Origin of the sequence: Streptomyces roseoverticillatus, from assembly GCF_000719265.1 — a bacterium.
Classification (GTDB): domain Bacteria; phylum Actinomycetota; class Actinomycetes; order Streptomycetales; family Streptomycetaceae; genus Streptomyces; species Streptomyces roseoverticillatus.
In genome coordinates, this window is sequence record NZ_JOFL01000038.1 from 11,732 (window position 1) to 27,895 (window position 16,164).

Consider the following 16,164-nt stretch of genomic DNA (forward strand, 5'->3'; position numbering starts at 1 on the left):
CGGCCGGGCCGCGGCCGCGGCCCGGGGCCGGGAATATCCGGAGAGGGTCTCCGGCTACAGCGGACCGGGAACCGATCAGGAACAGACGCACGAAACAGACGCACGAACAGATCAGGAAGAGGAAGGCGGACCACCGTGCCCGACGCGCAGGACGACTTCATCCGGGGGCAGGCCCTGGGCAGCGCCCCCGTACCCCTGTCCGTACTGGACCTGGCGACCGTCGGCGCGGGCCGGACCGCCGGCCAGGCCCTCGCCACCACCGTCGAGCTGGCCCGGCTGGCCGAGCGCCGCGGCTACCACCGCTTCTGGGTCGCCGAGCACCACTCGATGCCGGGGATCGCCAGCTCCTCCCCGGCCGTCGTGCTCGCCCACCTCGCCGCTCACACCGAGCGCATCCGCCTCGGCTCCGGCGGCGTGATGCTGCCCAACCACGCGCCGCTGGTGATAGCCGAGCAGTTCGGCACGCTGGAGGCGTTCGCGCCCGGGCGCGTGGACCTGGGCCTCGGGCGCGCCCCCGGGACGGACGGCGCGACGGCGGCCGCGCTGCGCCGCGCGGACCGGCTCAGCGAGGGTGCGGACGAGTTCCCGCAGCAGCTCGCGGAGCTGATCCGCTTCCTGGACGACGACTTCCCCGACGGGCACCGCTACGCCGGGATCCACGCCGTGCCCGGCCCGGTCCAGGGCCGGGTGCCCGGCGGCGTGCAGCGCGCGGACCGGCCCTCGGTGTGGCTGCTCGGCTCCTCCGGCTTCAGCGCGCGGCTCGCGGGGGCGCTGGGCCTGCCGTTCTCCTTCGCGCACCACTTCTCCTCCGGCAACACGGTCGCCGCGCTGGAGCTGTACCGGCAGTGCTTCCGGCCGTCCGAGGTCCTCGACCGCCCGTACGCCAAGATCGGCGTCCAGGCCTTCGCGGCGGAGGACCCGGCGGAGGCCCGGCGCCAGATGCTCACCGGGGCGCTGTCGATGCTGCGGCTGCGCACGGGACGGCCCGGGCTGGTGCCGACGCCGGAGGAGGCCGGGTCGTACGACTACAGCCCGGCGGAGCGGGAGTTCGTGGAGGACCGGCTGGCGAGCGCGGTGCACGGGACCCCCGAGGCGGTCAAGGAGGGGCTCGACCACCTCGTGAAGACGACCGGCGTCGACGAGCTGATGATCACGACGAGCGTGCACGGCGCGGACGCGCGGCTGCGGAGCTACGAGCTGATCGCGGACGCGTACGGGCTGAGCCGGCCGTCCGCCCGCGGAGGGGGCGGCCCCGGTTCCGGGCCCGCCACCCCGCCGCGACGGAGCCGGGCCTACGGCCTCACCCCCGTCGTCAGCAGCGACGAGATCGAGTCCGCCGGCACGGGCCGGGAGTAGAACCAGCCCTGCCCCGTGTCGCAGCCGATCCGCCCCAGCCGCTCCGCCTGCTCCGCACTCTCCACGCACTCGGCCGTCACCGTGATGCCCAGCCGGTGCGCGAGCTGGACGAGGGCCTCGACGATCGTCTCGTCCGCCGGGTTCGGCGGTTCCTCGGCGCGGAAGCCGCGGACGAAGGAGCCGTCGAGCTTGAGCGTGGAGACCGGCAGACGGCTGAGGTAGGCGAGGTTGGAGTAGCCCGTGCCGAAGTCGTCGATGGCGATGGCCACGCCCATGTCGCTGAGCTGGCGCAGCTGTTGGAGGGGCCGGCCGGCCGAGCCCATCACGGCCGACTCGGTGAGCTCCAGCTGCAGCAGCCGCGGCGGCAGGCCCGTCTCGGCGAGGATGGCCGCCACGTCGGAGACGAGGTCGGAGTCCCACACCTGCCGCACCGCGACGTTGACGCTGATGACGATCGGCTCAGCGGGGTGGTCGAGCTGCCAGCGCCTGGCCTGGCGGCAGGCCGTTCCGAGCACCCAGCGGCCGAGCGGGACGATGGCCCCGGTCTCCTCGGCGAGGCCGATGAACCGATTCGGCGGGAGCATGCCGAACTGCGGGTGCCGCCAGCGCACCAGCGCCTCCACGCCGCGGACGACCCCGTCGACGAGGCCCACCAGCGGCTGGTACTGGAGCACGAACTCGCCCCGCTCGACCGCCGGCCGCAGCGTGCTGGACAGGGCCTGACGGGTCATCCGGTGGGCGTTGCGCTCGGAGTCGAAGAGCGTCCAGCGGGCCTTGCCGTCGGCCTTCGCCCAGTACAGCGTGGTGTCGGCGGCCTGCATCAGCTCGGTGGCGTGGGTGCCGGCCGCGGGGCGTTCCACGACGCCGATGCTCGCCGAGACCGACAACTGCTGCCCGGCCACCTCGAACGGCCGCTGGAGCCGGTCCTGGACGCAGGCGGCGAGCTCCACGAGCTGCTCGGTGCCCGCCGACTCCTCGACCAGCAGGGCGAATTCGTCGCCGCCGAGGCGGGCGACGAGATGGCCGCCGGGCGCGGCGCACTCGCTCAGCCGGCGCGCCACCGCGCCCAGGAGTCTGTCGCCGGCCCGGTGGCCGAGGGTGTCGTTGATGGCCTTGAAGCCGTCGAGGTCCAGATAGCAGACCCCGATCCGGCCGGTGCCGCCCTCCGCCGCGCAGGCCGTGGCGAGCGCGGTGGTCAGCCGCTCGAAGAACAGGCTGCGGTTGGGCAGCCGGGTGACCGGGTCGTGCATCCGCAGGTGCCGCAGGCGGGCCCGCAGGTCGCGCCGGTCGCTGATGTCGGCGACGGACAGGAGGGTGTCGCAGCTGTCGGGCAGCGGCGTGACGATCACCTCGGCCCACACCCCCTGGCCGCCGGTGTGCTTCAGCCGCCGGGTGCAGTGCAGCCGCTCGCGGCGGCCGAGCAGCACCTCGCGGTACGCGCTCCAGGTGCGCGAGTCCTCGCGCAGGCCGGTGAACTCGGCGGCCGGGGCGTCGGCGAGCCGGGCCGGATCGGTGCCCAGCAGCGCCCCGAGGGCGTGGTTGGCGGTGCGCACCAGGCCGTCGCGGCCCACCACGGCCATGGCGAGCTGCGCGGCGTTGAACGCGGCACGAAAATCACTGGATTCATTACGTTGCGTGACGACTGTAGGCGTAGGGCCGGGCGCGCCGCCCTGCCCATCGAGGGTTCCGCTCACCGCTCGCTCCCGCATGGCATTCGTTCCGCACTGGCTTCGTATGGGTCTCATGGATCTCGTACGCGTGTCCGAACAGGCGGCGGGAGGCCGTCCGCCCGGGGTATCCGTGCTGGAAATGTGGCGATCATAGGGCTCGCGAGAGGACCGTTCCAGCGGCCCTCGTGAGGGAGGCCGGGCCGCCGACCCCGGGTTGTCCACTTTTGCACGACCGTGCGCGCTCGTGCCTGAGCCTGTAGTGCCACACCATCTCGATTGACCGTCAGTGACTGAGTGTGATGTACCCAGAAGTCGGCCTAGTCACTCGACCGGAGCAGCGGAATAGGGCATAACACCACAAATCCACCGAGGGTGGATGAGGTGTCCCGAATCCGTCCCGGGAGGTCGACGTGGTGCGTCCGCAGACACCCATGGGAGTGGACCGGCCGCGGCCGCTGCGCCGCGTCGGGGCCGTCCTCACCGTCCTGTGCGCGATCGCGGCGACCACGCTGGTCGCCGTCCCGGCGCAGGCAGTGGGGCCCGGCGGGCCCTGCGCGCTCCCGCGCAGCCAGGCCCACCACTCCGAAGGGCTCGACAGCTGGAACCCCGCCTACCCACGGCCCGTGGGCCGGCTCGACGCCGTCATGATCTTCCTGTCCTTCCCGGACTCCAAGCCGCAGGTGGATCCGGGGAAGCTCGCGGCCGACCACTTCCCCGCCACCTCCCGCTTCTTCGAACGGGCGTCCTACGGGCGGTTCTCGCTGCGCGCCCACCCCGTGAAGCGGTGGTTCAGGATGCCGCGGTCCGCCACCTCGTACCGGATACAGCGCGACTGGGACGGCGACCGGCGCTCCGACTACCTGCGCGACGCCGTCGCCGCGGCCGACCCCGGCGTGGACTTCAGCCGCTACGACCTCGTCTACCTCGTCGCCGACCCCGACGCCCCCGGCGTCGACTCCGACGCGACCAAGGTCGTCAACCTCGACCGGCCGCTGCAGGCCGACGGCACCCCGCTGCGCCGGATCGTCACCGTCTTCGAGCACCACCCGCCCGACCGCAACGTCCTCGCCCACGAGACCGGGCACGTCCTGGACCTGCCCGACCTCTACCACCGGCCCACCGACGGCAAGGGCGACTGGGACACCCACGTCGGCGACTGGGACCTCATGGGCAGCCAGTTCGGGCTCGCCTCCGACCCCTTCGCCTGGCACAAGTGGAAACTCGGCTGGCTCACCCCGGCGCAGGTCGCCTGCGCCCGCGGCCCCAGCCGCGCCCTCTACACCCTCCAGCCGCTGGAGACGCCGATGCAGCCGGGCGGCGACAACCGCACCCGCCTCGTCGTCATCCGCACGGGAGCCACCACCGCCCTCGCCCTGGAGGCGCGCTCCGCCTACGGCAACGACAGCGGCGCCTGCACCGAAGGCGTCCTCATCTACCGCGTGCACAGCGACACGGCTTCGGGCGGCGGGCCGGTGCAGGTCCTCGACGGGCATCCGGGGCGCCAGGCCTGCTGGGGCGAGTCCGTCTACCCGCCGCTGGCCGACGCGCCGCTGGGGGTGGGGGAGTCGCTCAGCTCGGAGGCGGACGGGGTCCGGGTGACCGTACGGGGGCGGACGGCCGGCGGGTCCTGGACGGTGGGGGTGAGCCGGGCGTAGTCACTGCCCGGGTGATTTCCGGGCGTACGTTCCGGGCGTACGTTCCGGGCGTACGTTCCGGGCGTACGTTCCGGGCGTACGTTCCGGGCGTACGTTCCGGGCGTACGTCGGGTGGAACGAAAATCCGGATGTTTCAGCGGGCCACGGGCGGGATGGTGCAGGTCAGCGGGGCGGGCGGGATCACGCGAGGGGGTGCGCGGGGGATTGCGCGGGGCCGGAACGGCCGGGTGCCGGGCAGCTCACAGCGCGGGCTCGGGCGCACGGCCCGCCGCCCGGCGGGGAAGCTCCGCCAGCGGCGAACCGGCCTCCGCGCGCGCCACCCGCACGCACGCCCACAGCAGCGCCTCCGCATCCGGCAGCCACGGGTGCCGCACCTCCGGGGCGACCACCCAGCGGGAGGCTGGCGGCACGGGCTCGTCCCGGCCCGGCGGGTAGAGCGGGGGGACGGTCACGGTGTCCCCCGTGCCGTGGCACAGCAGCGGGGGCATCGCGCGCGACCACTCCTCCCAGCCGAGCAGCGCGGGCAGGCGCTGGGCCGTGCCGGGAGCCGCGAACAGCTGCAGCCGGCCGCGCTGGGCGGCGACCGGGCCCGAGCCCGGCCCCTTCTCCCATAACCGGTCCAGCACCCGGCGGCCGAACAGGTCCGGCGCGCTGACCACGTCGAACGCGACGCCGCACGGCAGCACCACCGGGTTGGCCGGGCAGTCGATCCACAGCGCGTGCACGCTCCGGGGGAAGGGGCTGGCCGAGGCGAGCCAGTCGGCCCCGGCGAGAGTGACGTAGGCGGCGGCGAGGGGGAGCCGGGAGGGGACGCCGGGGACGCCCGGGGCGTCGGTGCGCCGGGTGAACGGCTGGATCAGCGGATCGCGCGGGTCGTGCTGCCGAGAGGTCATGGCGCCCATCCCAGCGGTGCGGGCGCCGCGGATCCGGGTAGTTGCGGAAGTCGGGACAGCGCGGGGTGCGGTGCGCTATTTTTCGCGCCGCATATGCCAACGGCCCATGGTCGTCGTGGCGACCACGGGCCGTCCGAGGTGCGAGGGGCCCCCGGACCGGGGGGCGGCGCGCCTCACGGGGCGCCGGTCACTCGCCGGTCCCACCGCCGCGCAGCAGGTCACGGCCGAACTCGACCATCTTCTTCGCGTAGTCCTCGCTCCACTCGGCGCGCTCGGCGATCACGGCCGTGGACAGCCGGTCGAAGCGCCGGGGGTCGGCGAGCTGGGCCGCCGCCACGGCCTGGAACTCGGTCGCCCGGTCGGCCGCGGCACGGAAGGCCAGCGCGAGCTCCGTGGAACGGGCCAGCAGCTCACGGGGGTCCTCGATCGACTCCAGATCGAAGAAGTGCTCCGGGTCGGCGACCGCCTCCGGGGGCTCGAAGAGCAGCTGCGCGGGCTTCAGACGACGCGGCCGGTCGCTCGGGCCCGCGTCGGGAGCCGACTGCGGCTCGGACATGTACATACCTCCAGGATCGTCTGCACCGCCATCCATTGTCCTGCGCACCGCAAGGGTGCCCTCCGGCGCCCGGAACTCCGGCCGGATCTCTTCCGCCGCGACGGCGATCAGCCTCCGCCGGGGTGTCCGGCGGTGCCGTACGGCCTCGGACCGGTCCGGCACCGCCGGCCAGGCGCGTTCCGGCTGGGCGCCGCGGCGGCGGAACAAAGCGTGCGGGGCGCCCCGCCCTCACGGGCGCCACGGCACCCGGTGTTCGTTCAGGCACGCCAGCACCGCATGATTCGCCTCCCAGCCGTCCGGGGCTGCATCCATCGGCCGCCTCCGGCGACGTGCCGGGCTCCGCCCGGCGGAATTGGGCGGCGTCGCGCTGATCGCCCCTCGGACAGATGCCGCAGTGGCGGTCAGGGACGCCAGATCACCCGGTGCTCGGACCAGTGGTCCCATGTGGACATCATCGCCTCCCAGCCGTCCGGGAACTTCACCGTCACCCCCAGCTGCACCGGTTCCGTCGACGGGTGGTCGTCCAGGAGGCGGTCCACGCCCGCACGGCACACGACGATGCACGCGTGCCGGTGCCGGGAGGCGAGCACGCACAGGCGGCCCGTCTCCAGGTGGAAGGCCGTCGCGTCCGGGCGGCCCGACAGCGGGTGGAGGACGACCGTCACGTCGAACTCCCGGCCCTGCAGCCGGTTCGCCGTGTCGACCGTGACGCCCTGCACGCCCAGGCCGGCCAGCGCCGCGCGGACCGCCGCGGCCTGGTCGCGGTGGGCCGTGCCGACCGCGATCCGGGCGGCCGTGAGCGGCACCGGGTCCGGCGCCGCCTCGCTGACGGTCACCCCGCCCCGGTCCAGCAGCCGCCGCACGACGCGCGCGACCGCGCCGACCGCCTCCGGATCCGTGCGCGGCGTGTGCCGGGCGGGGAGCTCCAGCAGGCCCCAGCCCGCGACGGCCGCTTCGTCCAGCACCCGGTCCGGCCCCGAGCCGTCCGACGCGACGCCGAAGGACAGCCGCCGGTCGCCATGGTCCGTGCCGCTGCGGAAGGGCGTGTACGGATAGAAGGCGGCCGACACCAGCGGCGCGGCGGACGCGGGCAGCCGCCAGGACACCGGCAGCCGGTGCTGCGGCAGCCGCGGGTTGTGGGCGAGCAGCGTGCTGACGGCGCTCGCCGACGGGTCGTACGACAGCCCGGCCCACTGCGCGACGCCGTCCGCGCCCACCACGCTGAAGGGGTCCAGCTGCCCGGGGTCGCCCACGAACAGCGCCCGCTCGAAGAGCCCGGCCACGGCGAGCAGGGCGTCCGACCGCATCTGGTAGGCCTCGTCGACGATCGCGTGGCCCCACGGCTCGGCGACCTTCGTGTGCGCCCACTTCGCGGCCGTGGACACCACGACCGGAAGGCCCGCCAGCTCCGCCGCCTTCGCGGAGGTGACCACGGAGGGCAGGGCGTCGAGCGCCCGGTCGTACGGGTGCGTGTCGCTGCTGTGCAGCCGCCCGACCGGCAGCTCGGGGTCCTTCGCGGCCAGCCGCAGCACCAGGTCGTCCACCTGGGCGTTGGTCTGCGCGACGACCATCAGCGGGCGGCCCGCCGCGGCCAGCTCCCGCGCGGCCCGGACGACGAGCGTCGACTTGCCCGCGCCCGGCGGCGAGTCGACGACGACGCCGCGCTCCGGGCTGTGCAGCGTGTCGTGCAGGATCCTGCGCGTGACGTCCTCGGCGGCCGCGCCCGGGTCCCAGGCGCGCCCGCGCTGCGGGGGCACGGCCTCCGCGGCGTTCTCCGTGTTCTCTGCGTGCTCCGCAAACACCGTGGGCGTCCTCACAGCAGATCCTCCGCGGTCACCGGGTCGGGCAGCTCCGCCGCCGGCTCGCCGGGCGGCCCGCCGTGCGTCCATGGTGTCCGCTCGGGGTCGGGCAGCTCCGGGCCGCCGCGCGGGGCGTGCTCGAAGAGCGTCCAGCACACGCGGTCCCCCTTCTCCGGCACCGAACCGGGCTCGGGCACCTTGCCCCGCCCCATGCCGCCCGTCAGACGCACCGTCAGGGCTCCCGGATCGCCGGGCACGGGGCCCACGAACTCGGCGGGCTGCGCCTTGCCGTCCGGCAGGACGCGGTGGACCTTCGCGCCCTCGGCCAGATACGGGCCGTCGTCCGTGCGCACGGTGACCAGCGGCCTGGGCCGCGGCACCTTCGCCTCCGTGTACTCCATCACCACTTCGGTGACCTCCCCCGCGAACGCCTCGCCCGCCAGCCGCCGCCCGGCCATCACCAGCGGATCGTCCAGCGCCTCCTGGGCCTCCAGCTGTGCCTGGGCCGTCTCCCGCGCCGCGAGCTTGCGGGCGGCCGTCACCGCGTCGTCCCGCCGGGGCTGCGGCGGCTCGCCGGCCCGGACGCGGTCGCGGTGCGCGGTGTACGACCAGCGGTCCCGCTTCCAGCGCTCGCCGGCCCGCTCCCCCTCGGGCAGCGCCCGCAGCAGGTCGACGCCGCGCCAGACCGCCTCCCACGTGGGGCGCAGCTGCGTCTCCAGGAGCGCGCGGAGCTCCTCCGCGGCTCCCGGCAGCCCGGCGTCGTGGCGCGTGACGGCCGGGGCCAGGAGCTTGTTGTCGAAGGCGGGGTCGGTGGCCGGGCCCGCGGGCGGGTGGAGCAGCTGCCCGGCCGCATCGCGCGCGAGCTCCGCGCGCAGCGCCGCCTCCGCGCCCGTCAGCCCCTCCGGCGGGTCGATCCAGGCGAGCAGCGCCCCCAGGTGCTGGTCCTCCAGATTGCTCTGGCCGGTGGCCCAGTGGCGGCCGAGGAGCTCCGTCATCGGCAGCAGCAGCGACGAGCCGGGCACCCGGGCGCGCTCGCCGAAGTGCGTCAGCCAGCGGCCGAGGAGCGGCACGCGCGGGGGAGCGGGGTGGGGCGTGTCGGGGTCCTGTTCCGCGGTGCGGCGGAACCGCATGGAGCGCCCGAGCAGCCGGACGTACGAGACGCCCGCCGCGCTCGGCACCAGCAGCTGCGGCGCCCCGGCGCAGAGCTCGACCTGGACGGTGACCTTCTTGCCGGTCTCCGGGTCGGTCTCCTTGCGCTCCTCCAGGGTGACGTCCCCGGCGAACCCCTCGACGTAGGGCAGCATCTCCTCGGCCAGCTCGGCGAGGAACGCGGAGCGCAGGTCCCGGTCGCGCGGCTGCGGCACGACCAGCAGCCGGGGCCGCTCGCGGTCGGTGCCGACGAGCGCGCCGAGCGGGGCACCGGCTTCGCCCGCCGTGGTCAGCGGGACGAACACCAGCGGCCGCTCGGCCAGATGCCGGTGGCGCACGGTCGTCAGAGGTTGCGCGCGCCCGTCCCGTACGGCTTCCATCCGGGCGAGCGTCGTGATCAGCGACATGCGGCCTCGATTCCCGTGAGGGGCGGGTCCAAAGCCTCCGCGCGGAGGGCGGCGGCGCGGCGCAGCGCGACGACGGTGGGGTCGGGCACGCCGGCCTCCTCCCCGGCGGGCGCCCGGTCGAGCGCGGCGGCCAGGACGGACTCGACGGTCGTCAGCCCGCCCAGCTCCCCGCGCAGCCCCCGGCCGAGGGCGGCCACCGCCCCCTCGGCGCGGGCCCGGGCGCGGCAGTGGAAGGCCAGCTCGCAGGCGGCCAGGCACTCCGGTGCGTAGGCGGCGCCGACGGCTTCGACGGCGGCGGCGAGCTCTTCGGCGGGGCGGCCCGCCGTTCTGCCGTCGTCGGCGAGGCACAGGTCGAAGGTGGTGCCGGCGGGCAGCTCCGCGGCGATGTCCTCGACGCGGGCGAGCCGGGCGAGCTGGCGGCGGGTGGTGGCGCGCGGCTTGCGGACGTCGACGAGCCCGGCGGCCGGGACGTTGGCGAAGTCCTTCGGGCAGACGAGCAGGATCTCGTGGCGCACGCGCGCGGGGTCGCCGTCGCCGGTCCGGGCCGCGAGCTCCTCCAGCGCCAGGACGTAGACGGCGGCCTGCCGGGCGGCGGCGCCGACCTTGCCGGGGTCGGCCGCGCCGTCGATCACGGGGAAGGACTTGATCTCCACGACCGTCCACGTCCCGTCGGGGTGGACGACCACGGCGTCGGGTTCGAGGAAGGCGGGCGCGCCCGCCACGGGGAGGGCGAGCAGCGGGTGGTCGAGGAGCGCCCAGCGGCCGGCGGCCGATGCCTCGCGCAGGGCGAGCGCCGTCCGGGCGGTGCGGCCCTCGGGGCCGCCGGCGGTCAGGTCGGGTACGTCGACGGAGCCGGGCGCGGGGGCCGGGGCGCCGTCGCGCAGCTGCTCGTGGAGCAGCCGGACGAGCTCCGTGCCGCCGTCGGCCTTGGCGCGGGCCTCGAAGGAGTGGCCGCGCGTGATCGCGAACTGCGACTGCCCGAAGGCGGCCGGCGCGCCGAGGGCCCGGGCCAGGGCGGACTTGTCGACTCCGGCGCCGTCCAGCAGGACCCGGCGGCGGCAGCCGGGGTTGGCGGCGAGGGCCGCGAGGGCGCGGGCGTCGAGCGGGCGCTGTGCGCTGCCCGGCCCGCGCAGCTCAGCGAGCCGCTGCCGCAGTGTCGCCGGCGCGGGCGTCGCCGGCCGTGCCGTGGGCCGGCTGTCGGGGGATCTGGTCACGGGCATCCGCCTCGAAGGGTCGCTGCGGCGCTCCCGGACGGCCGTCTCCGGCGGCGGGGCCAAAGGCCGCAGCCCGGGAAAGCGCTGTACCCGCCGAAGTCTCGCACCCGCCACTGACATTCGCGGGCGCCCCGGCCGTTTCCCCGCGTCCCGCGCCGGTCACACGGCTCTTGACCAGGTCGACGAGGCGCAGCGCGGGCTTGGCCAGCAGCAGGCCCGCGACCATGACGGCGGCGCCCGCGAGGGCGTCGAGGAAGTAGTGGTTGGCGGTGCCCATCACGACGAGGGTGATGGCGAGCGGGTAGACGACGCCGGCGGCCTTGGCCCAGGCGGTGCGCCCCTGGCGCCAGAGGACGACGCCGCACCACAGGGCCCAGCCGACGTGGAGGCTCGGCATAGCGGCGTACTGGTTGGTCATCCCGCCGAGGCCGCGGGGGGCGCTCGCGTCGCCGCCCCACCAGCCGTAGGAGCCGTACTGGGCCATCGTGTCGACGAATCCCTGGCCGGCGTCGAGGAGCCGGGGCGGGCACGTGGGCAGCAGGGTGAATCCGATGAGGCCGATGAGGGTGGAGAGCATCAGCCAGCTGCGCTGGAGGCGGTATTCGGCCGGGCGGCGCCGGAAGAGCCAGACGAGGATCGCGGGCGTGAGCAGATAGTGCAGCGACGCGTAGGCGAAGTCGGCGGGTATGCCGATGGCCGGGTGGTCGGTGAACAGCCGGTTGAGCGGGTGCTCGAAATTTATCCGGAACGTTTTCTCAAGATCGAGAATCGCCAGGCCGTGGTCGACGGCGGGCTGCACGTCGCCCCGGACCAGCAGCCGGCCGGCGGAGTACAGCCCGTACACCACGGCGATCAGCGGCAGCTCGGTCCACCAGCGTGGCCGCTTCCCAGGCGGTGCGGTGCGGTACATCCGTACGCTCTCCATTTGATCCGACGGCCAACAAGCGCGCATGCAACCGTACGGTGTACGTCGCATCGATCGCACACCGCCCCGCGACTTCCCGGAAACGCCGAGTTCGCCCGCTGTTCCGCGGTGCGGACGGCTGCGGGGAGGGAGACGCCTCGATTCGGGCGGAGGTTGCCTGGGACGGGTGTGAGGAACTGCAAACAAGGCTGCTCGGCGGGTGAGCGATGATGGAGGACGAGCAGATCGTTTCTGTCGCCGTCCTTTTGAAATCTTTAGTGCGGTGCGGCGCTCTGTGTTGAGTTCTGTTGGAAACATCACCGAAGACTGTGAAGGGGCGCGTCATGGCACCGCGGATCCTGCTGGCCCGGCACGGACAGACCGAGTGGTCGCTGTCCGGCAAGCACACCGGCCGCACGGACATCCCGCTCCTCGACGAGGGCCGGCGCGGCGCCAAGCTCCTGGGCGAGCGGCTGCACCGCGCCCCCTGGGACGGCCTCCCCGGCGTCGAGGTCCGCACCAGCCCCCTGCTGCGTGCCCACGAAACCTGCGACCTGGCCGGCTTCGGCGACCGGGCCACCACCTGGGACGCCCTCATGGAGTGGGACTACGGCGCCTACGAGGGCATGACCCCCGCCGAGATCAAGGCGCAGCGCCCCGGCTGGCTGATCTGGCGCGACGGCGTCCCCGAGGGCGAGACCACCGCCGAGGTCAGCGCCCGCGCCGACGAGGTCGTCGAGTGGGCCCGCTCCGCCGACCGCGACGTGCTGGTCTTCGCCCACGGCCACATCCTGCGCACCATCGCGGCCCGCTGGCTGGGCGAGGACATCTTCTTCGGCTCCCGCATCCGCCTCGACCCCACCTCGCTGTCCATCCTCGGCTGGGCCTACGGCGCCCCGGCGCTCGAACGCTGGAACGACACCGGCCACCTCGCCTGACGCCCCCGCCCCGCCCGGGCGCCCCCGCGCGAGCTCCCTCCTACGGGTGAGGAGGGAGCGGCCGGGGCGATGATCGCCTCGTCCGAGGGAATGATCGGATGCCGGAAAGGGTGTGTGACACGGCTCTGCCGCGCGAGCCGTGTCCCGGAGAAGGGCGTGAGCGATGGCACCTGACAGCGCGACCGGATCGCCCCGCGAGCGTGCCGTGAGGCAATCGCCCCTCGCGCACCCCGCGCAAGGGGCGGCCCCCGGGCCGGGCGGGCCCGGCCGGCACCCTTCTCAGGCGCTCGCCCCGCAGCCGTGAGCCGTGCCTCGCGGCGCCGCGAGGCGGCCTTCGGGATCGCCGCCACGCTCGCCGCGGTCCTCTTCGCCGCCTGCGCCGAGGACTCCCGCACGGGCGCGGACGGCGGCAGCGGCGCCGGCCGCAGCACCACGGTCACCGTCGGCACCTTCGGCGTCTTCGGCTACAAACAGGCCGGTCTCTACGCCGAGTACGAACGGCTGCACCCCGACGTCACGATCAAAGAGAGCGTGATCGAGCGGAACGACGCCTACTACCCGCAGCTCCTCACCCATCTCGCCGCCGGCGGCGGCCTCGCCGACATCCAGGCCGTCGAGACGGGCAACATCAACGAGATCGTCACCACCCAGGCCGACCGCTTCGTCGACCTCTCCCGCGCCGAGGGCGTCCGCCGGGGCGACTGGCTGCCCTGGAAGTGGGCCCAGGCCACCACGCGGGACGGCCGCACGATCGGCCTCGGCACGGACATCGGCCCCATCGCCGTCTGCTACCGCAAGGACCTCTTCGCCAAGGCCGGGCTGCCCACCGACCGCGAGAGCGTGGGCCGCCTCTGGGCCGGCGACTGGCAGAAGTACATCGACACCGGCAAGCGGTACATGGCCGGGGCCCCCGCCGGCACCGTCTTCACCGACTCGGCCGCCGGCATCTACAACGCCTCCGTCCACGCCCACGCCGAGCGCTACTACGACCACCGCGGCCGGCCCGTCTACCGCACCAGCCGCGCCGTCAAGGAGTCCTGGGACCTGGCCATGCAGGCCGCCACGGGCGGCCTGACCGCCCGCCTCAAGCAGTTCGAGAAGCCCTGGGACCAGGCCTACGCCAACGGCCGCTTCGCCTCCGTCGCCTGCCCGCCCTGGATGCTCGGCTACATCAAGGAGAAGGCCGGCGCCGAGGGCAGGGACAAGTGGGACGTGGCCGCCGCCCCCCGCCCCGCCAACTGGGGCGGCTCCTTCATCACCGTCCCCAAGGCCGCCCGGCACCGCGCCGCGGCCACCGCCCTCGCCGCCTGGCTCACCGCCCCCGAACAGCAGGCCAAGCTCTTCGGCCGGCAGGCCAGCATCCCCTCCACCCCCGCCTCCTACGCCATGCCCCTCGTCCGGAACGCCCGCAACCCCTACTTCTGCGGCGCCCCCACCGGCCGGATCTTCTCCGCCGCCGCCCGCGCGATCCCCACCCTCGTCATCGGCCCGAAGGAGCAGCAGATCGGCACCGCCTTCACCGACGTCGGCATCCCCCAGGTCGAGCAGCAGGGCAAGTCCCCCCAGGCCGGCTGGAAGGCGGCACAGCGGGAGATCGACAGCGTGGTGGACGCATGACGACCACGGCCCGCACACCGGCCGCGGCCGGAACGCCCGTGCCCCGCCCGCCCCGCACGCAGGGCAGGGCCGCCCCGGGCCCGTGGCGCCGCCGCCTCTACCGCTGGGACGTGCGCTACAGCCCCTACGCCTTCATCGCCCCCTTCTTCCTCTTCTTCGGCGCCTTCGGCCTCTTCCCCCTCATCTACACCGGCTGGGCCTCGCTGCACCGGGTGGAGCTGGCCTCACCGGACCACATGGAGTGGGTGGGCCTGCACAACTACGTCCGGCTGCTGGACGACGCCTTCTTCTGGAACGCCCTGTACAACACCCTCACCATCGGCGTCCTCTCCACCGTCCCCCAGCTGCTGATGGCGCTCTGGCTCGCCCACCTCCTGCACTACCGGCTGCGCGCCGCCACCTTCTGGCGCGTCGCCCTCCTCACCCCGTACGCCACCTCCGTCGCCGCCGCCACCCTCGTTTTCGTCCTCCTCTACGGCCGCGACTACGGCATGGTCAACTGGGCCCTTGGCGCCCTCGGCACCGGCCCCGTCGACTGGCAGAACGGCACCTGGTCCTCCCGGATCGCGGTCTCCTCGATCGTCATCTGGCGGTGGACGGGCTACAACGCCCTGATCTACCTGGCCGCCATGCAGGCCGTGCCCGACGAGCTGTACGAGTCCGCCGCCCTGGACGGCGCCTCCCGCCGGCAGCAGTTCCGCTACGTGACGGTGCCCGCCCTGCGCCCCACGATCCTCTTCACCATCGTCGTCTCCACCATCGGCGCCACCCAGCTCTTCGGCGAGCCCCTGCTCTTCGGCGGGGCGGGCGGCCAGAAGGGCGGCGCCTCGCACCAGTTCCAGACCCTCGGCCTCTACCTCTACGAACAGGGCTGGTTCAACTTCCACCTCGGGCGCGCCTCCGCCGTCGCCTGGACGATGTTCCTGATCCTGTTGCTGATCGCCGCGGCCAACATGCTGATCGCGCGGCGGCTGAGGAAGAGCCACTGAGGGGCTGCTGCCGTGACGCTGACGACGACCGGACGACCGAGGCGCGAAGGCCCCGGCCCCCAGCGGCGGCCCCGGGCCCGCACGGCCGCCCTCCGCAGGCTCCGCCGCCTCGGCCGCCTCCGCCCCCGCCGGCGGAGCAGGCCCGCACCCACCCCCGCCACCGCCCGCACCCGCGCCGGCCGCCAGTTGCACGGCGGCCCCCTCACCTACGCCGTGCTCGCCCTCTTCACCGCCGGCTCGCTCTTCCCCCTCGTCTGGACGGCCGTCACCGCCTCGCGCGACAACATGCGCCTCGCGAGGACCCCGCCGCCCTTCTGGTTCGGCACCCGGCTCGCCGAGAACGCCGGCACCGCCTGGACCGAGGCCAACATGGGCCTCGCCCTCCTCAACACCCTGCTCGTCGCCGGCACCGTCGCCCTCGGCACCGTGCTCTTCTGCACCGTCGCCGGATTCGCCTTCGCCAAGCTGAAGTTCCGCTTCAGCGGCGCGCTGCTGCTCCTGACGATCGGCACCATGATGGTCCCGCCGCAGCTCAGCGTCGTCCCCCTGTTCATGGTCATCGCCGAGCTCAAGTGGACCAACCAGCTCCAGTCGGTCGTCCTGCCCACCCTCGTCAGCGCCTTCGGCGTCTTCTTCATGCGCCAGTACCTGCTGGAGGCGCTCCCGGGCGAGCTCGTCGAGGCCGCCCGCGTCGACGGCGCCAGCAGCCTGCGCATCATCTGGCACGTCGTCTTCCCCGTCGCCCGGCCCGCGATGGCCGTGCTCGCGATGCTCTCCTTCGTCCAGGCCTGGAACGACTTCTTCTGGCCGATCATCGCGCTCACCCAGGAGAACCCGACCGTGCAGGTGGCCCTCACGGGCCTCGGCCGCGGCTACGTCCCCGACCAGGCCGTGATCATGGCCGGGGCGCTGCTGGGCACCCTGCCGCTGCTGCTCGCCTTCACCCTCTTCGGCAAACAGATCGTCGGCGGCATCATGCGGGGCGCCGTCAAGGGCTGACCCCCGCGCCGCTCCCTC

General features: G+C 74.4%; 13 protein-coding genes. 6 read left to right on the top strand and 7 right to left on the bottom strand.

The annotated features are described in order from the left end of the window. Positions 1 to 135: 135 nt before the first annotated feature. Positions 136 to 1,356, top strand: a complete 1,221-nt coding sequence (locus IF61_RS0130240; protein ID WP_245684678.1) for an LLM class flavin-dependent oxidoreductase — start codon at positions 136 to 138, stop codon at positions 1,354 to 1,356. Here the strand turns inward: IF61_RS0130240 and IF61_RS0130245 are convergent. Continuing rightward, positions 1,293 to 3,065, bottom strand: coding sequence for a putative bifunctional diguanylate cyclase/phosphodiesterase (locus IF61_RS0130245; protein ID WP_043191467.1), 1,773 nt, complete (start codon positions 3,063 to 3,065; stop codon positions 1,293 to 1,295). The genes IF61_RS0130240 and IF61_RS0130245 overlap by 64 nt on opposite strands. A gap of 392 nt (positions 3,066 to 3,457) precedes the next feature. Here IF61_RS0130245 and IF61_RS0130250 point away from each other — a divergent pair, with 392 nt between their 5' ends. Further along, positions 3,458 to 4,681: a M6 family metalloprotease domain-containing protein gene (locus tag IF61_RS0130250; protein WP_052393273.1), complete on the top strand. Its 1,224-nt coding sequence runs from the start codon at positions 3,458 to 3,460 to the stop codon at positions 4,679 to 4,681. 239 nt (positions 4,682 to 4,920) lie between these two features. Here the strand turns inward: IF61_RS0130250 and IF61_RS0130255 are convergent, their stop codons facing one another. From IF61_RS0130255 to IF61_RS0130280, 6 genes are all read right to left on the bottom strand, one after another. Next, positions 4,921 to 5,574 (bottom strand): bifunctional DNA primase/polymerase, encoded by a 654-nt coding sequence (locus tag IF61_RS0130255; RefSeq protein ID WP_245684679.1) that lies wholly within the window; start codon positions 5,572 to 5,574, stop codon positions 4,921 to 4,923. A 187-nt stretch (positions 5,575 to 5,761) separates the two neighbouring features. Then, positions 5,762 to 6,130 carry a hypothetical protein gene (locus IF61_RS0130260; RefSeq protein ID WP_030369746.1) on the bottom strand — a complete coding sequence of 123 codons (369 nt, stop codon included), beginning with the start codon at positions 6,128 to 6,130 and terminating at the stop codon, positions 5,762 to 5,764. Between the two features lie 401 nt (positions 6,131 to 6,531). Then, positions 6,532 to 7,947: an AAA domain-containing protein gene (locus tag IF61_RS0130265; protein ID WP_245684680.1), complete on the bottom strand. Its 1,416-nt coding sequence runs from the start codon at positions 7,945 to 7,947 to the stop codon at positions 6,532 to 6,534. After that, positions 7,944 to 9,485: a hypothetical protein gene (locus IF61_RS0130270; RefSeq protein WP_030369748.1), complete on the bottom strand. Its 1,542-nt coding sequence runs from the start codon at positions 9,483 to 9,485 to the stop codon at positions 7,944 to 7,946. Before IF61_RS0130270 ends, IF61_RS0130265 begins: the two co-directional genes overlap by 4 nt. Further along, entirely contained in the window at positions 9,476 to 10,705 is a 1,230-nt protein-coding gene (locus tag IF61_RS0130275; RefSeq protein WP_052393274.1) for a hypothetical protein, read from the bottom strand. The genes IF61_RS0130270 and IF61_RS0130275 overlap by 10 nt, the downstream gene beginning before the upstream one ends. Next, on the bottom strand, positions 10,620 to 11,609 hold the full coding sequence (locus tag IF61_RS0130280; protein ID WP_030369750.1) for a phosphatase PAP2 family protein: 990 nt from the start codon (positions 11,607 to 11,609) through the stop codon (positions 10,620 to 10,622). Before IF61_RS0130280 ends, IF61_RS0130275 begins: the two co-directional genes overlap by 86 nt. Positions 11,610 to 11,947: 338 nt before the next feature. On the opposite strand from IF61_RS0130280, the gene IF61_RS0130285 reads away from it, so the two are divergent. The 4 genes from IF61_RS0130285 (at position 11,948) to IF61_RS0130300 (ending at position 16,146) form a co-directional block, all read left to right on the top strand. Beyond that, entirely contained in the window at positions 11,948 to 12,541 is a 594-nt protein-coding gene (locus tag IF61_RS0130285) for a histidine phosphatase family protein (protein ID WP_030369751.1), read from the top strand. Between the two features lie 300 nt (positions 12,542 to 12,841). Then, on the top strand, positions 12,842 to 14,158 hold the full coding sequence (locus IF61_RS0130290) for an ABC transporter substrate-binding protein (RefSeq protein ID WP_052393276.1): 1,317 nt from the start codon (positions 12,842 to 12,844) through the stop codon (positions 14,156 to 14,158). Then, a complete protein-coding gene (locus IF61_RS0130295; protein WP_030369753.1) occupies positions 14,155 to 15,147 on the top strand; it encodes a carbohydrate ABC transporter permease in 993 nt (330 codons plus the stop codon). The genes IF61_RS0130290 and IF61_RS0130295 overlap by 4 nt, the downstream gene beginning before the upstream one ends. Positions 15,148 to 15,333: 186 nt before the next feature. Next, positions 15,334 to 16,146: a carbohydrate ABC transporter permease gene (locus tag IF61_RS0130300; protein WP_030369754.1), complete on the top strand. Its 813-nt coding sequence runs from the start codon at positions 15,334 to 15,336 to the stop codon at positions 16,144 to 16,146. The last annotated feature ends 18 nt before the right edge of the window (positions 16,147 to 16,164 follow it).